Genomic DNA, 18,356 nt, shown 5'->3' with positions numbered 1-18,356 from the left:
CGTTCTGCTTTGAAGTAATCGAGGGCGGGTGTGGCTTACCCCTGACGATTATTCACTACCTTCGGCACGACGCCGCTACATATACACCACCCGTCACCGGCTCGTTCACTCCGGTCGTGCCCGGATAGGTCAGCGGCAAACCTTTCAGCGAACGCACAGCGAGATAGGCCCAGGCCTCCGCCTCCATCGCTCCACCATCGAAACCCGCCTTTTCCGCTGCAATCACATGCGCGCCGAGCTTTGACGCCTGCTCAGTAAATTCCGCCATGATGACCGGGTTCAGCCGACCTCCACCACACACCACGTAACTCTTGGCAGCCTCTGGCAAATAGCTGGCGGATTTTAGGATGGCGGCACCGGTGAGGTGCGCGAGCGTTCTTGCACCGTCCGCAAAGCTGGCTTCACCTTTTTCGGGAGGTACGAAATCCGAGCGGTCCAGTGAGCGGCGGATGTTGGCGGAGAAGAAGGGACTTTGCATATAGCGCTCAATGAGCGCCGGGATGACCTTTCCCCTCGCAGCTGTCTCCCCACCTTTGTCGTAGGATTTGCCGGTATGGGCTTCGATCCATTGGTCGATCAGCATATTGCCCGGCCCGCTATCGAAAGCCGCAAGTGTGCCGCTTGCGCCGACATAGGTAAGGTTGGAGATACCGCCGATATTGACGAAGACGGCGGGCGTTTCGAAGCGTTTCGGCAGATTGGCGGCGAGCGCTGCGTGGTAGACCGGGATCAGCGGCGCGCCTTGCCCGCCATGCACCATGTCTTTGGCACGCATGTCGTAAACGACATCAATGCCGGTTTCCTCTGCCAGCAACGAGCCATCGCCGATCTGTACCGTCAGGGCTTCGTCGGGGCGGTGCAACACAGTCTGTCCGTGGAAGCCTATGACGTCTACATCGCTTGGGCTGAGCTTTTGTCGCGCCAGAAAGGATTTGATGGCGGCGGCGTGAGCGAGCGTTAGCATTTGCTCGGCATGCGCCAGATCACCCGGACGCTCGTTGCGCTGCTTGATGGCGCGCGCGGTGACGAGCGCTTTTTGCCAGATGCCACGCAGTTGCGGATCATAGGGGAAATAGCCGAATGGGCCGTGGCGCACGATGGTTTCTCCATCCGTGCGCAATAGCGCGACGTCGATGCCGTCCATCGATGTGCCGCTCATCAGGCCGATTGCCGTTTTCACGTTACCCATGCACAGCACCGCCTCAAAGAATCATATTGCCATCACTGCCAACATTCATGGCGCAAACGGGTGCACTTTTCAAAAAACAATGTTAAAGGCGCTGACATTCACTGAAATGCAGTGAGCATCACGACAAAATCCCAGAAAGAAAAAGGTTATGTCCAGGTTCAAGTCCGATTTCCTCCACACGCTCGATGAGCGCGGCTTCATTCACCAGATCTCCGATGAGGCAGGTCTCGACGAACTGTTCGCCAAGGAAACCGTGACTGCCTATATTGGCTTTGATCCGACCGCGCCGAGCCTGCACGCTGGCGGTCTGATCCAGATCATGATGCTGCACTGGATGCAGAAAACCGGACACCAGCCGATTTCGTTGATGGGTGGTGGCACGGGCATGGTGGGCGATCCATCCTTTAAGGATGATGCCCGTCAATTGATGACGATCGACACCATCGAAAGCAATATTGCATCGATCAAGCGTGTTTTCTCGAATTACCTCAACTACGAGGATTCAGTTGCGCCCGCATTGATGATCAACAATGGCGACTGGCTCCGCGATATCAATTACCTCGAATTCCTGCGCGATGTTGGCCGTCACTTCTCGGTCAACCGGATGCTGTCCTTTGAAAGCGTCAAGACGCGCCTCGACCGCGAGCAGTCGCTGTCGTTCCTCGAGTTCAACTACATGATCCTTCAGGCCTACGACTTCGTGGAGTTGAACAAGCGCACCGGCTGCCGCTTGCAGATGGGCGGATCGGACCAATGGGGCAATATCATCAACGGTATCGATCTCGGTCACCGCATGGGAACACCACAGCTCTACGCATTGACCTCACCTCTGCTGACGACCTCTTCCGGTGCCAAGATGGGTAAGTCGGTCAATGGCGCAGTCTGGCTGAACCCTGACATGCTTTCCGCATACGACTTCTGGCAATACTGGCGTAATACCGAGGATGCGGATGTGTCTCGCTTCCTGAAGCTCTACACCACGTTGCCCATGGACGAGATCGCGCGTCTTTCCGCTCTCGGCGGTTCGGAAATCAACGAGGTCAAGAAAATCCTCGCGACCGAAATCACCGCTATGCTGCATGGACGTGACAATGCCGAGCAGGCTGCTGAAACCGCCCGCAAGACCTTTGAAGAAGGCGCGCTGGCCGATAACCTGCCCTCGATCGAAGTGCCAAAGGCAGAACTGGAAGCTGGCGTCGGTCTGCTTTCCCTCATCGTCCGCGCCGGCCTTGCCAGCTCCAACGGCGAAGCCCGCCGACATGTGCAGGGTGGTGCCGTGCGCATCAATGACGAAAGCATGTCGGATGAGCGTAAGCTGATCGGTTCAGGCGAAGTAACGACAGATGGCGTGATCAAGCTTTCTCTGGGCAAGAAAAAGCACATTCTGGTTCGCCCGGCTTAAGCAATCTGAGATAGCTGAAAAACACAAAGGGTCGCGAAAGCGGCCCTTTTCTTCGAAGCAAACTGAAACAGGCCGCATCGTTTTAGACACGGCCTGTAAATCATAATCTTCTCAGAAGTTACTCACTCGTCGCGATAGACTTTTTCGCGGCGTTCGTGACGTTCCTGGGCTTCAATGGAGAGCGTAGCGATCGGGCGGGCGTCGAGGCGCTTGATGCCGATGGGTTCGCCGGTTTCTTCGCAGTAGCCGTAGGTTCCGTCTTCGATACGCTGAAGTGCAGCATCGATCTTGGAGATCAATTTACGCTGGCGGTCGCGGGCGCGAAGTTCGATTGCTCTGTCTGTTTCAGAAGATGCCCGGTCTGCGAGATCGGGATGATTGGCGCTTTCCTCTGCCAGATGGCCCAGTGTTTCGCGCGCTTCTCTCAATATGTCGTTTTTCCACCCTACCAGCTTTGCCCTGAAATAGGCCCGCTGGTTTGCATTCATGAACTCGTCGCTTTCCGAGAGCACATAATTGCTAAGATCGATCTTCTCACTCAACGCGATTCTCCTCGAAGAACATCTCATATGGCGCGGGTATACTCCAATGCCATGCGAGCGTTCAAGTCTTGAGAACGGTTTTCAGGCATTTTTAAATCTGTCACAAAAATCAGCTAAATGTCTATTTTTTATACTTTATCGGCTAAACACGAATTATTTCTCCGATCACATTATCTGGACTTACCTATACAGTGAGCCACTTGCGGCGCAGCAGTCTAGTCCTGTAAAGCTAAGGTCCGATCTTTATAGCCGCATGGGACGACCCGGAAATGTCAGTGACCAAACCACAACCTTTCCGGCTTTATCTGCTACGGCACGCGCAAGCCGCATGGCCTAATCCAGGTGAGCGAGACTTCGACAGGAAGCTTGACGATAAGGGTTACGATCAGGCCGAATTGATCGCAGACCGTGCTGTCGACAAACGCTACAAACCAGACCTGATCCTCAGTTCAACCGCTACTCGATGCCGTGAAACGACGGATGCGTTCAGGCGAGCCTTCAACGAATCCGTGGAAATCGCCTATGTAGATGAGATGTACAACGCGCAGCCGGAAACCTATCTGTCACTCATTCTGGGTCAGCAGGAAATAAGCTCGCTGATGCTTGTCGGTCATAACCCGACGATGGAGGGCACGATTGAAGCGTTGATTGGGCATGAAGCGCTGCAGACAGCCCTACCTGATGGCTTCCCGACTGCGGGCCTCGCAGTGCTGGATGTGATTGCGGACAGCGATGGCAAAACACCTCAATGGCGGCTCATTGAATTCCTGGTGCCGTGATGCGCGGTCGGCGACAATCCAAAACTTTCCAGCCGCCGCTTCTTTTTTGAGCATCCGGCTTCCCTATATATTTTCCGAAAGCTGAATATTTTGTGGGAAACCGTCATTGCCGCCATCTCTAACGTCCCTGACCGACAGCGCACTGATCGCAATCGATAATATTGCGGACCGTGCAAGCGCTTTGACGAACCCGACATTGAGGCTTGGCGTGACCGGCCTCTCCCGCGCCGGTAAGACTGTTTTCATTTCTTCGCTGGTGCATAATCTGTTGAATGGCGGTCGCCTGCCCCTGTTCGAAGCTATCCGCTCCGGGCGCGTTGCCCATGTTCGGCTGGAGCCGCAGCCGGACGATGCCATTCCCCGCTTTCAGTATGAGGACCATATTCAGGCACTGGTGCGTAATCGTATCTGGCCGGATTCCACCCGCGCCATCTCTGAGCTTCGTATAACGCTGGATTACCAGAGCGCGAGCGGTTGGGGTCGCTGGTTTTCTCCCGGTAAGCTCTCCATCGATATTGTTGATTATCCGGGAGAGTGGCTGCTTGATCTGCCGCTTTTGACACAGGACTACAAGACGTTTAGCGACAGTGCCGCCGCACTTGCGCAGACCGGCGTTCGTGCGGAGCTTGCGCGCGAGTGGCTGGAGATTGCATCATCCATCGACATCAATGCTCCTGCCGACGAGATGACAGCCCGGCGCCTGGCGGAAAGCTTTGCTGCTTATCTCAAGGCCTGCAAATCCGACGAGCGTTCGCTTTCCACTCTGCCACCGGGCCGGTTCTTGATGCCTGGCGATCTTGAAGGCTCGCCTGCCCTCACCTTCTCTCCGCTACCTGGGCTCACCGACGAGAAAGCACCGAAGGGTTCGCTTCGCGCCATGATGGAGCGGCGCTATGAGGCCTACAAATCCATCGTGGTGAAGCCATTCTTTCGTGAGCATTTTGCGCGGCTCGATCGCCAGATCGTTCTGATCGACGCGCTTCAGGCGGTCAATCGAGGCCCGGAAGCGGTGCAGGATCTGGAGCGCGCACTGGGCGAAGTACTGGCCTGTTTCAGGCCCGGCAAGAACAGCCTGCTATCCTCACTTGTCGGTAGGCGAATTGACAAGGTGCTGGTCGCCGCGACCAAGGCAGACCATCTGCACCATGAAAGCCATGACAGGCTTGAAAACCTGACGCGGCGTCTGGTGGATCGGGCGGTGACCACCATCGGCATGACCGGAGCAGGTATCGAGGTGATGGCTCTGGCTTCCGTGCGCGCAACAAAGGAAGCCAGCGTACGTCAGGACGGTCATTCTCTGCCTGTCATCGTCGGCACTCCAATGGCGGGCGAGACGATCAACGGCGAGCAGTTCGACGGCAATCGCACAACTGCGATCTTTCCCGGAGACCTGCCTGAAGATCCAGAGCCTTTGTTTCGGCAGATCGATGCCGAAGGTGCAAATGCAGACTTGCCGGATGTCAATATTGTTCGCTTCCGCCCACCAAAGCTGGAGGAAACCGCTGGCGGCGTGAAGCTCTCGGTTCCGCATATCAGGCTGGATCGCGCCATGCAGTTCCTTTTTGGAGACAAACTCGCATGACTTCAGAAAACAACATTTCGGGGCGCCGCCCGACGGCGTTTACGCTGGAGAGTGAGACGACCGTAGACAGTCGCGCTCCGGCAATGAGTCGTCCACCACAAAGCTTCGATACGGATGTTTCGATGACGCCGGATGATGACGATCCCTTTCTCGGGCCAGAGGATGTAGATGCCGCACCTCTTCCAGTCGCTCAGCCTGGAAAACATCGCTTCTCTTTTGCAAAACTGGCAGCAGGCGCCTTTGGCGTTCTTTTATCACTTGCATTCGGTCTCTGGGCAGACCAGCTGATCCGGGACCTGTTTACCCGGGCAGATTGGCTTGGATATACAGCAAGCATTGCGCTGATCGTTGCCATTTTCGGTGTTCTCGCCGTGGTGACCCGAGAAGCCATCGGCATCATGCGACTAAATGCGGTGCAATCACTCAAGACTGATGCTGAAGCAGCAGCGCTGGCAAAACGACCGTCTGCCGCCCGTGCCGTCATCATGCGTCTCACTGCCGTACTCTCCCATCGCGCCGAAACGGCAAAAGGCCGCGCTGCACTGGAAGATACCGTAAACGATGTGATCGATGGCCCCCACCTGATCGAGCTTGCGGAACGCGAACTTCTTGGCCCGCTGGACCGGCAGGCGCGCGCGCTGATCCTCAACTCATCAAAGCGCGTGTCGGTCGTGACTGCGGTCAGCCCTCGAGCCATTGTCGATCTCGCCTATGTGCTGTTTGAAGTCACCAGGCTCGTTCGCGCCATGGCGGAGCTTTACGGGGGACGCCCCGGGACACTTGGCATGATCCGGCTATTGCGGGACGTCGTCGCACATCTTGCCGTCACGGGATCGATTGCGGTTGGTGACGGGCTTGCGCAACAGGTTCTCGGTCACGGTCTGGCATCGCGCCTATCCGCTCGTTTGGGCGAAGGCGTCATAAACGGCCTGATGACGGCGCGCATCGGAATCGCAGCGATGGATCTCTGCCGCCCTCTGCCCTTCCGCGCACTGAAGCGCCCAGGAATAAGTGACTTCATGTCCGACCTGACACCTGATCTAAGCGGTTCAAAAATCTCGGAAAAGCCTTGGATACGAGGGCAATAGCGTTTTAAAAGGTTACGAACCGGCCACTTGAATTAACCGAAATAAACCAAGCATTAACCATTCGCGAACTAGATTGCTCCCACACAAGCGGCCAATTCGCCAGGGAAAGTATCATGTATTCGCGCTTCTTTTCGCTTCTGGGCGGACTTGCCGCCGTTATGTCCGTCAGCGGCGGACTTGCAGTTACCGACGTTCAGGCAGCTTCGCGTGACGATGTATTTTTCGGCTCCGTTGCCGGTGCGTGGTCTGGCCCGGGAGAAATCGTCGCCGGCAAGTACAAGGGCACCAAGTTCAACTGCGACCTGACGGGCGAACCACTCGGCGACAAGGAAACAGGCATCAAGCTCGACGGCACTTGCCGCGTTGGTGTTTTCAAGCAGCCGATGTCCGCCGTAATCGCCAAAAAGGGCGGCGGTTACGAGGGCAAGTTCCTTGATGGTTCTCAAGGTAAAGGCCTAGACATCACATCGGGCCAAGTCAGCGGTGACAAGGTGGTGATGGGGATCAACCGCGCCAAGCTCAACGGCGCAATGGTTGCCCGCGTTCAGGACAACAACTCCATGAACATCACCATTTCGGTGAAGGTGGCGGATCAGATGATACCGGTTATCGGGCTCACCTTGGCGCGCAGCGTCGATGACATGCCGGTCGGTTCGATCAAGCCGTAAGAACTGTCAGTTTTCAATGCTTGTAGACGGGAGTGTCCACCACTCCCGTTTTTCGTTTGCGCGTTTGATCCCGACTTTATCGGCATCTGCCAACCATTCGGATACCGATTTTCCCTTCACGAAGAGATCGGGCGCGATATCGTGAAGCGGCATGAGTACGAAAGCGCGATCCGTCATCCGTGGATGCGGAATCTCGACGCGGTCGGTAACCATCTCTTCGCTGCCATACGTCAAAACGTCGATATCGATGGTGCGTGGCCCCCAGCGCTCGGCGCGTACGCGCTTCATTCCACGCTCAATATCCAGACAAAGATCCAGCAAGGCCTCCGCCGACAGCGACGTCTCGACAAGCGCGCAGCAATTGAAGAAGTCAGCCTGATCCGTCTTACCCCACGGGGGGGTGCTGTAAAGATCGGATACGGCCAGCAGGCGACAACTCTGATGATCGCTAAAAGCCTTTAGCGCCGTTGCCATGGCTGCTGGTGGATCGCCAATGTTGCCGCCAAGACCGAGTGCAGCCACCGTCATCGCATCAGGCATGCTGTTCAACGCTCACCTGTGCGTAATCGAGAATGCCTGGCACAGGCGCCGATGGTTTGCGCACCGTGACCTTGACCCAGACAATTTGTGGGTAACGCTCTCGCAGCGCAGTGGCGATATCGTTTGCGAGAGCTTCGATGAGATATCGACGCTGACCGACGACTATTTTTTCGATGACAGCGAAAGCCACACCGTAATCGACGGTGTTTTCAATCTCGTCCGTTTCAAGTGCGTTGCCGGCTTCGACTTCCATTTCCGCGTCGACAAAGAAGCGCTGACCCAGCACCTCTTCCTGCTCAAGCAGGCCATGGCGGGCGAAGAACGAACAGTTTTTCAAAAGGATTGTGTATTTGCTCATGACTGCCTCTTCCCCTTATCTTTTCTTTTTTTCCGCTAGAACGGCATCGGCAATGGCAAGAGCATCCCTCGTCATGGCAACGTTGTGAACCCGAAAGACGACCGCGCCCGCAAGACGCAGTATCGCCGTCGTTGCAGCAGTCCCCACATCGCGGTCATTCGCCGCCTCACGCTCCGTCAACGCGCCGACGAAGCGCTTGCGCGAAGTACCGGCAAGGATAGGCAGATTGAATGCGCGAAGCTCATCGAAACGCGACATCAGCGCGACGTTTTCATCCGTATCCTTGGCGAAACCGAAGCCGGGGTCCAGCATAATGGCTTCGCGCGCCACCCCTGCGGCCTGTGCAATTTCAAGCGAGCGGTTCAGGAACTCGAACTGGTCTGCGATCACATCAGGCAATTTCTGCCTGTCGCGGCCGGTATGCATGATGCAGATGCCCGCCCCCGCATTTGCGACGATATTCGCCATCTCAGCGTCTTTTTGCAGGCCGAATACGTCATTGACGATGTGAGCGCCTGCTTCAATCGCAAGCTTTGCCGTCGACGCACGATAGGTATCGATGGAAATCAGCGCTTCGGTTTCTCCAGACAGTTTTTCAATAACAGGAAGCACCCGGTCCTGCTCCTCCGCATCCGAAACAGCCGCAGCACCCGGTCTGGTCGACTCGCCACCAACATCTATGATGTGCGCTCCTTCGCGAACGCACGCCAGCGCGTGAGAAACGGCATGATCGGACGCCAGAAACCGCCCGCCATCAGAAAAAGAGTCGGGCGTTGCGTTTACGATGGCCATGATTAAGCCATTCCCATCAAGTTTCAGGGAACGCCCATGGGCAGCTTGCCACACATTGCCACTGGCTGTTATCAAGTAACGTACGCCTTTCCGAAATTACGGAGTGTCTTATCATTTCTAGTCTATTCACTCCGCCTATGCCGCAATCATCCGGCAAGTTCAACCGAAAGGCAGGCAAATGAAACAGCAATTCCGTTTGCGCCACGCGATTGTGGCTGGCGTCTTTCTGTCGTGCCTGCCACAGTTTGCTTTCGCGGAAGCCATCAGCAACAAGACGTTCTCCTATTTCTCCATTGGTGGAAAGAGTGCCGAAGATCTGGATCGTGAGCTTTCCGAGCGCGGTCCGATGACGAAAGCCACTGGCTCAAGACACCCGGGCGCAACTGAGATCAAGTTCGGCGGCGAACTGACCTACGTTGAAAAGGACGGGAAATGCGGTGTCGGGACGGTCAAGGTTACGCTCAACACAAAAATCCTTCTGCCCCGCTGGTCGAATAGAAAACGCACCAATGCCGATCTTGCATTGATCTGGGATACGCTGGCTGCCGACATAAAAAGGCATGAAGAGCGCCATGCAGAAATTGCCCGCACCTATGCCCGCACGCTGGATAAGCGTCTGAAGGCCCTGAGGGCCCAGTCTGATTGCGAGAAAATGCAGAAGATGGTGGCCGATGTGACGCAGGACGTGATGAACGCCCACGATAAGGATCAATACCGTTTCGACGCGGTGGAATCCAAGAACTTCGATGCCAGAATGACCCGCCTTTTAAAGCACCGAATTCAGCAACAGAATACGAGTCGCTGAAGTCGTTTCGAGCTTTCGACGACTGCCCGAAGCTTCTGGCCAGAGCTGCGTAAAATGCTTGATATGATCGTTGACTTCTTGCCGTGGCCCGCAATGCGGGACTCACGTATGAATTAGCTTGAGTTCAACGTCACCCGCTGACTGCGAATACTGCGTGGGTTCTCCTGGCACGTCTTGAGCCGCAGGCTTCTTCCTCCCCTGCCTGCTGGTGATGTGCCCGCCTCGCCTCGCTCCTCCAGAATCGAGGGCGAGGCATTTTCTTGGGTAAAGCTATCAGCCTTGACGTTCCGGCACATGAACGACCAGCCCGTCCAGTGCGTTCGACATCTTGATCTGACAGGAAAGACGTGATGTGGGGCGAACGTCGAAGGCGAAATCCAGCATGTCTTCTTCCATCGGCTCAGGCGATCCAACACGCTCTGTCCAGGCGTCATCGACATAGACATGACAGGTGGCACAGGCACAGGCGCCGCCACATTCGGCATCGATACCGGAAACGGAATTGCGGACGGCATTTTCCATGACGGTGGAGCCGTTGCTCACGTCAAGTTCGGTTGCCGTGCCGTCGAAAGCAACGATGGTCAGTTTGGTCATGTCGGAAATCCAGAAGATCGTTTGAGAATGTTTCTAAACAAATAGAAAGGCCAGCCCCGATTGGCAACCCATCAAAGCGGCTGCATCGGAACTGGCCTTCAAAAACATTGCGCCGGGCGCATCCCGGTCCGGTAGGATCGCGGGCTTAACGGCAGAGCTTCAGGATGAAGTTTTCGGCCTCGACGACCGCGCTGGCCACTTTTGCAAGTGCGGCACCATCCCGGCTTCCGTTTTCAACTGCTTCGGCCGCTGCCGAGACATTGAACGCGCCCACCGCATCTGCGGAACCTTTAAGCCTGTGCGCAATGGCCTTCATCCCCGCGTCATCAGAGATTGAAAGGTCGTGCAGCAGCGTGCGGGCATTGCGGGTGAAAAGTTGCAGGACTTCGATTTCCAGTTCCTTGTCGCCCATGGTCTGCCGGGCGAGATGGTTGAAATCGATGGGCTTGCTGCATGCAGGAGATGCACTTCCGTAATTATCGGGCGCTTCAAAAGCAATACTGAGCGCGGCCATTCGGTTCATCCTCTTTTGTCTCTACGCTTCTTGTTTTGTTTCACATCGTTCCACTTCTAAGCAGGCTATCCCTGCTTTCAGCTGAAAATGCGGCGGGTTAAACGCGAAAATCTTTCGCTATGGTTAATTTATGTTAAACTTCTGCGAAACAAGGCTTTGAGGGCGCAACCGGGGTTTAAAAACTGTTAACAAACGGTCACTTGGACCCAGCCTGCCGGGCGCGTTAATTGTTTAAATGCTGCAAATGTGTCACTACGATACTGTCGTATAGCATGGCCTCAAGTGTGGTTTTGCGAATTCGGCATGCAGATGTATTTTTGCCTGAATGCTGGGCAACCAGCTCTCAGGATTTAGTAAGGAACGGGGCACTATATACCGGAAGGTATCGTGCCTCGTAGGCATGGTGGCGGATATCCGGCTGCAGGCGGCGGGCGGATGAACGGCATGAAGCCGGGCGTATATGTAACGAGGCGTAACCGCATGGCGAACAACAAGATCAGCGATTCGATCGACGAGACTGCATTTCAGGCGTTGGAAGACGCTTTGCAGCTTGGCGATTACGAAACCCAGCCGGAGCCTCGGCAAAGGTCCACTCCCAAGCCCCCGGAGGCAAGAGTGCCAGAACAGAACAGACCGCGTAAAGCTGAACAGCAGTCTAGTCAGGCCCAGCCGCAGCCACCGTTGCAGCGCCCTTCTGCCGAACCGCAGCCGAGAGCCGCTTCGCTTGAGGCCGCAAACGATGCGTCCAAGCGCAGCCCGGCAACCATTCTGCGCTCGCTCGATGCGGGCTCGATGACCGGCGCGATCAGAAACGCATCAATCGTTTCCGTCCTATGGGCCGTGGCTGGTGCGGGCCTTGCGAACGTGATCTACGGCGATCAGATGTGGAATGTCGGCTCCGTTGCGGAGCTTTTCGCCATTCCCGGCCTGATGGCGATCATGGTCGGCGTCGTCGTTCCCATCATGCTCTTCTTCGCCTTCGCGATCATGATGGCGCGTGCCAAGGATCTACGCAACGCAGCCCGCTCCATGGCCGAAGTCGCGCTTCGTCTGGCAGAGCCGGAAACGGTGGCCTCTGACCGCATCATGTCCGTCGGTCAGGCTGTTCGCCGTGAAGTCTCGGCCATGAATGACGGCATCGAGCGCACCATTGCCCGTGCGACGGAGCTTGAAACGCTCGTGCATTCCGAAGTGAATGCGCTTGAGCGCAGCTATGCCGACAATGAATTGCGCGTTCGCAGCCTCGTAGAGGAATTGAGCGCCGAACGTGACGCCATCATCAACCATGCCGAACGCATTCGCTCCTCCATCGTCGGCGCGCAGGAGCAGCTGAAGGAAGAGCTTTCCATCGTCGGCGAAGAAATTTCGATGCGTCTGGCGACCAGCGGCGAAGCTTTCGCCTCGATGATCGACACACGTTCTGCCGCATTGCTGGAAAAATCCCGCGCTTCGACAGAGGCAATGGGCAGCCTGATTGCGGCGAAGACCGAAAACCTGCTGAGCGCGCTCAATACGTCCGGTGCTGCGCTCAACAGCGAGTTCGACCATCGCCTGCACGACCTCAGCAACACTTTCGACTCTCGCGGTCATTTGCTTCTGGAGCAGTTTGCTGCCCACGCCGCCACACTCAGCGCCGGTACGGAAAATCTCAACAAGTCGATGGATGAGCGCACGCGCCTTCTCAACGACACGCTTTCGAAGCGCACGCTGGAACTGTCGCAGAATGTTGATCGCGGTCAGGAAATCATCGGCGGTTCGCTGGACAATGTTCTCGGCAAGCTGACAGCCACGCTGGAAGAAAAAGGCCTCTCCTTCCGCCAGAGCCTGCAAAGCACCGCCGACGACGCCATCATGGACCTCGACCTGCGCTCTGGCCTGTTCGAAGAAAAGCTTCAGGCGACCGTGGGTGCGGTCAACACCGCATTCGATGAACACGTTGCCGAGTTCGCAAGCGCGTTCGACCAGCGCGCTGGCAGCCTCGACAGCAAGCTGATGGAAAGCCTTGCCCGCATCAACGAAACCGTCGCCGGTGGCACGGATTCTCTGAGCGGCATTCTCAATACCAATATCGAACGCCTCAGCACCGCCCTTACCGACCAGTCCTTCGCACTCGCGACGGCGCTTGGCACCGGTCAGGAAATGCTGGAGGTCTCGCTTGAGACCCGTACCCGCGAACTCACCGATGCGCTGAGCGCCCGCACGGCGGAAATCTCCAGCGCCATCGGCAACACGCATGAAAAGATCGATGCCGTTCTGGAAGCACGCAGCAACGCCATGTTCGGTGCGCTGGATGACAGCCAGAACCGTTTCGATCTTGCGCTGGCCAGCCGTTCGGAAGCAATCGCCTCTTCCGTTTCCGGCACAGCCGAGCGTCTTGCAGAACTTCTCGATGAGCGCGCAGCGGTTATCAATACGGTCGTTGCCGATGTCGAACGTCGCCTTGCAGAAACTCTCGAAACCCGTGCAGCCGCCATCACCGGTGCTGTTTCCGGCGTGGAAGATCGCATTGCCGATACGCTGGACAGCCGCACGGCTGCTCTCAGCCAGGTTGTCTCCGGTGTGGAAGAGCGTATCGCAGACACGCTCGACAGCCGCACCATGGCTATCGACATGGCGTTCTCCACTGCCGAAGAACGCCTTGCCGATACGCTGGAAAGCCGCACGAGTGCGTTGACCAGCGCCGTTTCCGGCGTGGAAGAACGTATCGCGGACACGCTCGACAGCCGTACCATGGCCATCGACATGGCGCTTTCGGGTGCCGAAGAGCGGATTGCCGAAACGCTTGAAAACCGTACCGCAGCCCTTAGCGGCGTCGTTTCCGGCGTTGAGGAACGCATCGCGGATACGCTCGACAGCCGCACCATGGCAATCGATATGGCTTTCTCTGGTGCGGAAGAGCGTATTGCCGAAACTCTCGACACCCGCACCGCCGCATTGACGAGTGCCGTTTCCGGCGTCGAAGGCCGGATCGCGGAAACTCTCGATAGCCGCACGGCAGCTCTCAGCAGCGTCGTTTCCGGCGTTGAAGAGCGCATTGCAGACACACTCGACAGCCGCACCATGGCAATCGACATGGCATTCTCCACTGCGGAATCACGCCTTGCGGAGACCCTAGAAAACCGCACAAGCGCTTTGACCAATGCCGTTTCCGGCGTGGAAGAGCGCATCGCGGACACGCTCGACAGCCGTACGATGGCCATCGACATGGCATTCTCCGGCGCGGAAGAGCGTATCGCGGAAGCCATGGACACCCGCACCGCTTCCCTCAGCAATGTGGTCTACGGCGTGGAAAGCCGCCTTTCCGAAACGCTCGACACGCGCACCGCCGCTCTCACCAGCGTCGTTTCCGGTGTTGAGGACAGGATCGCGGAAACTCTCGATAGCCGCACGGCGGCACTTGGCAATGTCGTGTCCGGCGTCGAAGAACGCATTGCAGACACGCTCGACAGCCGCACCATGGCTATCGACATGGCGTTCTCCACTGCCGAAGAGCGCCTTGCCGATACTTTGGAAAGCCGCACGAGCGCGCTGACCAATGCCGTTTCCGGCGTCGAAGAACGGATCGCAGATACGCTCGATAGTCGTACCATGGCCATCGACATGGCATTCTCCGGTGCGGAAGAGCGGATTACGGAAACGCTGGATAGCCGCACGGCAGCGCTCAGCAACGTGGTAACGGGCGTCGAATCCCGCATTGCGGAGACAATCGACAGCCGCGCCAACGCGCTGACAAATGCCGTCGATGGCGTGGAAGAGCGCATTGCGGATGCCCTCGACAGCCGCACCATGGCAATCAACATCGCCTTCTCCAGCGCCGAAGAGCGTCTTGCCGAAACGCTGGACAGCCGCACCACGGCGCTGACCGGCGCAGTTTCCGGCGTCGAAGAACGTCTCGCAGACACACTCGACAGCCGCACTATGGCAATCGACATGGCGATTTCGTCCGCTGAAGAGCGCCTCATCGATACGCTGGACGGTCGTACCTCCGCGATCACGCAGACCGTTTCGAATGCCGAGCAGCGTCTCGCTTCCACGGCGTCCACCATCGAGGAAGCGATGTCCGTCGGTCACCTTCGTCTCGATACGATGCTCGGGGTGCAGGCGGACGCTATCACCCGTTCTGTCGAGCGTAATGGCAGTCTCATCGAGCAGACAGTTGGCAATGCCGCAAGCCGCATCGAAACCGCTATCGAAAGCGGTGCGGGAAAATTCTCCAACACTATGGAAAGTGGTGTCTCTCGTCTGGAAGGCAATCTTCTTTCCTCGCACGAGACGATCCGCAACACTCTGGAACAGCACCACAACACATTTGCGCAGACCCTTGGCTCAGCAAATGAGCGCCTGAATGAGACGCTGTCCGAACAGGCAATGTCGATCGGAACCACTATCGCTTCCAGCGCCAGCATGCTGGAAATGTCGCTTGAGACACAACAGGAATCTCTGCAACGCGCCATCGACCTCAGCGGCGCGACGCTCGAGGAACGTCTTCGCAGCAGCGCCGGCGAAGTTGCTAACAAGATTGGTGATGCCGCCCGCGAAATCGGCAGCGCGGCCGATGCCCTCTCGTCTCGAGTGGAAGCATCCGTCAGCACCGTGTCTACCCGTCTCGATGAAACGGGTGCACGCCTCGAAAACAACATCGGCAGCTTGCAAACCCGCATCCAGACCGACCTTGGCCACGTAAACACCTCTATCGAGGATGCAAGCCGCAAGATTTCCGAAACGCTTGAAGGTCGCACCGCAGAGTTCGTTCGCTCCAGCGACGATGCCACACAGCGTATCGCAGGCGTTTTCGACAGCGGCACGACGCGGATCGACGAACGCCTGGGCACCATGGACCGCGCTCTCAATATCGGCCTCGAAAACGTCAACCGCACCATCGAAGGCAAAGCGACAGGCCTCGCCATGAGCCTGCGAGACGCCGTGGTCAACGCAACGCAGACCATGGACAGCGAAGCACTGCGCTCAACGGAGCTTCTGGCCAAGACCGGCTCCGAATTTGCCGATCAGGTCAAGGCGCGCAACGACGAGTTCACGCGCAGCATCGAACAGCGTTCGGACGAAATCGTTGGTCGTATTTCCGACGCCCAGAACCGCCTCTCGGGTCAGGCAGCAGCCGTTGCACAGACGTTCTCTGAGGCCGGGAACGCCATCGTCAACAAGGTTGCGGAGGCCGAAGCCGTCGTCCGTTCGCAGGTCGGTGTCATTTCCGAAACTCTGAGCAGCGTCGAAGGCGCGCTGGATGCGCGTGGTGAATCCATCCGCTCCACGCTTGACAACCGCACCCGCGAACTCAACTCCATGCTGGCCAGCCGTTCGGCAGAGCTTTCGCGCCTGATCGAAGAGCAGGCGAAGCCCATCGTCAACGAATACGCAACCATAGGCCAGAACGCGGCAGAGAAGATCGTTTCCGCCGCACAGCAAAGCGCAAACCTGCTTGCCGAGAGCAACAGCGGCATGGTTGGAATGGTTGAGCAGGCCATCGGCGACTATGCCAAGGCTGGCAGCGATGCAGCCAACAAGCTGGTGGCCGCAACCCGTCAGAGCACCGATATGCTCTCCCAGACCCACGCCAACATGGCGGAAGTCGTCACCGGCGCGGCAGACAGCCTTAACACGGTCGTCGCACGCGCTTCACAGGAGTTTCAGGCTGCAGATGCTTCGCTCACCACGGCGACATCCAGCTTCTCTGAATCGGCTTCACGCGCTGCCGACATGGTTTCCAGTTCCAGCCGTCTGCTGGAAAACAAGATCGACCGTCTAACCAACATTTCCGGTCAAACGCTCTCACAAGTCGCGGGCATCGTCAGTCGCTTCGATGAGCATTCCACCGTGCTTTCGCAGGCGTCGGAACTGCTCAACGCAGCCCAGACGAGCCTCGTTGGCACTCTGGAAGAGCGGCAGGAAGCACTGCGCACTCTGTCGGTCGGGCTGCTCAAGCGCTCGGAAGAAATCGAAACGTCCATGCGCGGTGTCATGGGTGTCGTTGAACAGACGCTCAACGAAGCCGAGCAGCGCTCTGCCAATGTGGCGGGCAATCTGCGTAGCAACCTGCAATCCTCCTTCGAAGATGTCGGCTCCTCGCTTGATGCCACGGAGCAGCGTGCGCAGACAGCCGCCGAGAATATGCGCAACGCTCTGCGTTCGGCCGGTCAGGATGCCACACGCTCTATCGAAAGCACGATGGCGGAAGCGCAGAAGTATTCCGACGAACTGGTCAATCGCCTGCGCGGCGGCGTTGCTTCCTCGCTAACCGATGTCGATAAACTCATAGGCTCCGCAACGGACAAGTCGAATGCCGCAGCGGCAGTGATGCGCGAAACGCTTCGTGAAGCAGTGGAAGAGGCTGTTGCCCGCTTCTCTGGCGCAACAGACGAAATTCGCCGTTCCAGCAACGATATCCGCCAGGAGCTCGACTCCACCCGAGCGGAACTCAAGCGCGGTGCGTTCGATCTGCCAGAAGAGGCCAAGGAAAGCGCCGCCGCAATGCGTCGCGCTGTTTCCGAGCAAATCAAGGCGTTGCAGGATATCTCGCAGCTCGTCGGTCGCTCCACGCAAAAAATGGAGATATCCGAACCGGCAGCCCGCGCTATCGCCGCGACAAAGCCTGCCGCGCAACCGCAGCCGCAGCAACCACGCGTAGAACCGCGCATACAGCAGCAGCCTGCGACGCCGGTCATGACTGCGCCGCCGCCCTCGCCGGTCGCACCGCGCCCTGCTCCGCAGCAGACGGCGGCACCAGTTATCCGCAACACGCTCCCGGTCGAAAACCGTAGCATTCCGCCGCAGGCCGGGATTTCGGCGCCGGTTCAACGCCCGGCAGAAGGTAGCGGTTGGATCAGCGATCTGCTGCGTGGTGCTTCACAAAACCAGGAAGTTCCAGCGCCGACAGCGCAGGCACCTCGCCCCGCCGCCGAGCCGCAGACCCGCGCAACCGACAACCGCAACCCGCGTCACATGGTCGAATCGCTGAACTCGCTGTCGGTCGATATCGCTCGCGCAATCGACCACGATGCCTCGGTCGAACTTTGGCGGCGTTACCAGCGTGGCGAACGCGACGTTTTCACGCGCCGCCTCTACACCCTCAAGGGTCAACAGACGTTCGATGAGATCAAGCGCAAGTACGACCGCGAACAGGAATTCCGCACTGCTGTGGACCGCTACATATCCGATTTCGAAAAGCTGCTGGCCGATGTCGCGAGAACGGACCGCGACCGTACCGTGACGCAATCCTACCTGACGTCCGATACCGGCAAGGTCTATACCATGCTGGCTCACGCCGCAGGCCGGTTTAGCTAAGTCTGATCCGTGAATTTCAAAAAATGGCCCTGCGATTACTCGTGGGGCCATTTTCCTTTGTCTGACGCTCTGAAGCGCGCAGCATGAGAAATGCTCGCGATAGACGCACTTCAATCCTTAAATCGATGCGTTATTGGGTTCAGCTTTCGCGCCGATAGACTGGCTTTGCGCATGATCGCAAACCGCTAAACGACGTAGCGCGAT

At 57.5% G+C, this 18,356-nt stretch carries 14 protein-coding genes; 7 read left to right on the top strand and 7 right to left on the bottom strand.

Annotated elements, in window-relative coordinates:
• Nucleotides 1–55 precede the first annotated feature (55 nt).
• The gene (locus G6L28_RS06520) at nucleotides 56–1,189 is read right to left on the bottom strand and encodes an anhydro-N-acetylmuramic acid kinase (RefSeq protein WP_174062975.1); all 1,134 of its coding nucleotides are present in this window, start codon (nucleotides 1,187–1,189) and stop codon (nucleotides 56–58) included.
• 148 nt (nucleotides 1,190–1,337) lie between these two features.
• Here G6L28_RS06520 and tyrS point away from each other — a divergent pair, with 148 nt between their 5' ends.
• A complete protein-coding gene (tyrS, locus tag G6L28_RS06515; RefSeq protein WP_174062974.1) occupies nucleotides 1,338–2,591 on the top strand; it encodes a tyrosine--tRNA ligase in 1,254 nt (417 codons plus the stop codon).
• 122 nt (nucleotides 2,592–2,713) lie between these two features.
• On the opposite strand, the gene dksA is transcribed toward tyrS, so the two are convergent.
• On the bottom strand, nucleotides 2,714–3,133 hold the full coding sequence (gene dksA / locus G6L28_RS06510; protein WP_174062973.1) for an RNA polymerase-binding protein DksA: 420 nt from the start codon (nucleotides 3,131–3,133) through the stop codon (nucleotides 2,714–2,716).
• Between the two features lie 269 nt (nucleotides 3,134–3,402).
• On the opposite strand from dksA, the gene G6L28_RS06505 reads away from it, so the two are divergent.
• The 4 genes from G6L28_RS06505 (at nucleotide 3,403) to G6L28_RS06490 (ending at nucleotide 7,250) form a co-directional block, all read left to right on the top strand.
• Entirely contained in the window at nucleotides 3,403–3,912 is a 510-nt protein-coding gene (locus tag G6L28_RS06505) for a SixA phosphatase family protein (protein ID WP_174062972.1), read from the top strand.
• A gap of 106 nt (nucleotides 3,913–4,018) precedes the next feature.
• Nucleotides 4,019–5,494 carry a YcjX family protein gene (locus G6L28_RS06500; protein ID WP_174062971.1) on the top strand — a complete coding sequence of 492 codons (1,476 nt, stop codon included), beginning with the start codon at nucleotides 4,019–4,021 and terminating at the stop codon, nucleotides 5,492–5,494.
• Nucleotides 5,491–6,582 carry a YcjF family protein gene (locus G6L28_RS06495; protein WP_174062970.1) on the top strand — a complete coding sequence of 364 codons (1,092 nt, stop codon included), beginning with the start codon at nucleotides 5,491–5,493 and terminating at the stop codon, nucleotides 6,580–6,582. The genes G6L28_RS06500 and G6L28_RS06495 overlap by 4 nt, the downstream gene beginning before the upstream one ends.
• A gap of 113 nt (nucleotides 6,583–6,695) precedes the next feature.
• A complete protein-coding gene (locus G6L28_RS06490; protein ID WP_174062969.1) occupies nucleotides 6,696–7,250 on the top strand; it encodes a hypothetical protein in 555 nt (184 codons plus the stop codon).
• 6 nt (nucleotides 7,251–7,256) lie between these two features.
• Here G6L28_RS06490 and folK read toward each other — a convergent pair whose 3' ends face one another.
• Genes folK through folP form a run of 3 tightly spaced genes read right to left on the bottom strand, consistent with a single transcriptional unit; the run spans nucleotide 7,257 to nucleotide 8,940 of the window.
• On the bottom strand, nucleotides 7,257–7,790 hold the full coding sequence (folK, locus tag G6L28_RS06485; protein ID WP_174062968.1) for a 2-amino-4-hydroxy-6-hydroxymethyldihydropteridine diphosphokinase: 534 nt from the start codon (nucleotides 7,788–7,790) through the stop codon (nucleotides 7,257–7,259).
• The gene (folB, locus tag G6L28_RS06480; protein ID WP_174062967.1) at nucleotides 7,783–8,148 is read right to left on the bottom strand and encodes a dihydroneopterin aldolase; all 366 of its coding nucleotides are present in this window, start codon (nucleotides 8,146–8,148) and stop codon (nucleotides 7,783–7,785) included. The genes folK and folB overlap by 8 nt, the downstream gene beginning before the upstream one ends.
• Nucleotides 8,149–8,163: 15 nt before the next feature.
• A complete protein-coding gene (gene folP / locus G6L28_RS06475) occupies nucleotides 8,164–8,940 on the bottom strand; it encodes a dihydropteroate synthase (protein ID WP_174062966.1) in 777 nt (258 codons plus the stop codon).
• Between the two features lie 178 nt (nucleotides 8,941–9,118).
• Between folP and G6L28_RS06470 the strand changes: the two genes are divergently transcribed.
• The gene (locus tag G6L28_RS06470) at nucleotides 9,119–9,745 is read left to right on the top strand and encodes a DUF922 domain-containing Zn-dependent protease (protein ID WP_174062965.1); all 627 of its coding nucleotides are present in this window, start codon (nucleotides 9,119–9,121) and stop codon (nucleotides 9,743–9,745) included.
• 273 nt (nucleotides 9,746–10,018) lie between these two features.
• Here the strand turns inward: G6L28_RS06470 and G6L28_RS06465 are convergent, their stop codons facing one another.
• Both G6L28_RS06465 and G6L28_RS06460 read right to left on the bottom strand, forming a co-directional pair.
• Nucleotides 10,019–10,339, bottom strand: coding sequence for a 2Fe-2S iron-sulfur cluster-binding protein (locus G6L28_RS06465; protein WP_174062964.1), 321 nt, complete (start codon nucleotides 10,337–10,339; stop codon nucleotides 10,019–10,021).
• Nucleotides 10,340–10,484: 145 nt separating this feature from the next.
• A complete protein-coding gene (locus G6L28_RS06460; protein ID WP_174062963.1) occupies nucleotides 10,485–10,853 on the bottom strand; it encodes an Hpt domain-containing protein in 369 nt (122 codons plus the stop codon).
• A 480-nt stretch (nucleotides 10,854–11,333) separates the two neighbouring features.
• Here G6L28_RS06460 and G6L28_RS06455 point away from each other — a divergent pair, with 480 nt between their 5' ends.
• Nucleotides 11,334–18,152: a hypothetical protein gene (locus G6L28_RS06455; RefSeq protein ID WP_174063089.1), complete on the top strand. Its 6,819-nt coding sequence runs from the start codon at nucleotides 11,334–11,336 to the stop codon at nucleotides 18,150–18,152.
• Nucleotides 18,153–18,356 lie beyond the last annotated feature (204 nt).

The organism is Agrobacterium larrymoorei (genome assembly GCF_013322225.1).
GTDB classification, from domain to species: domain Bacteria; phylum Pseudomonadota; class Alphaproteobacteria; order Rhizobiales; family Rhizobiaceae; genus Agrobacterium; species Agrobacterium larrymoorei_A.
This window is presented reverse-complemented; position numbering and strand designations above follow the sequence as displayed.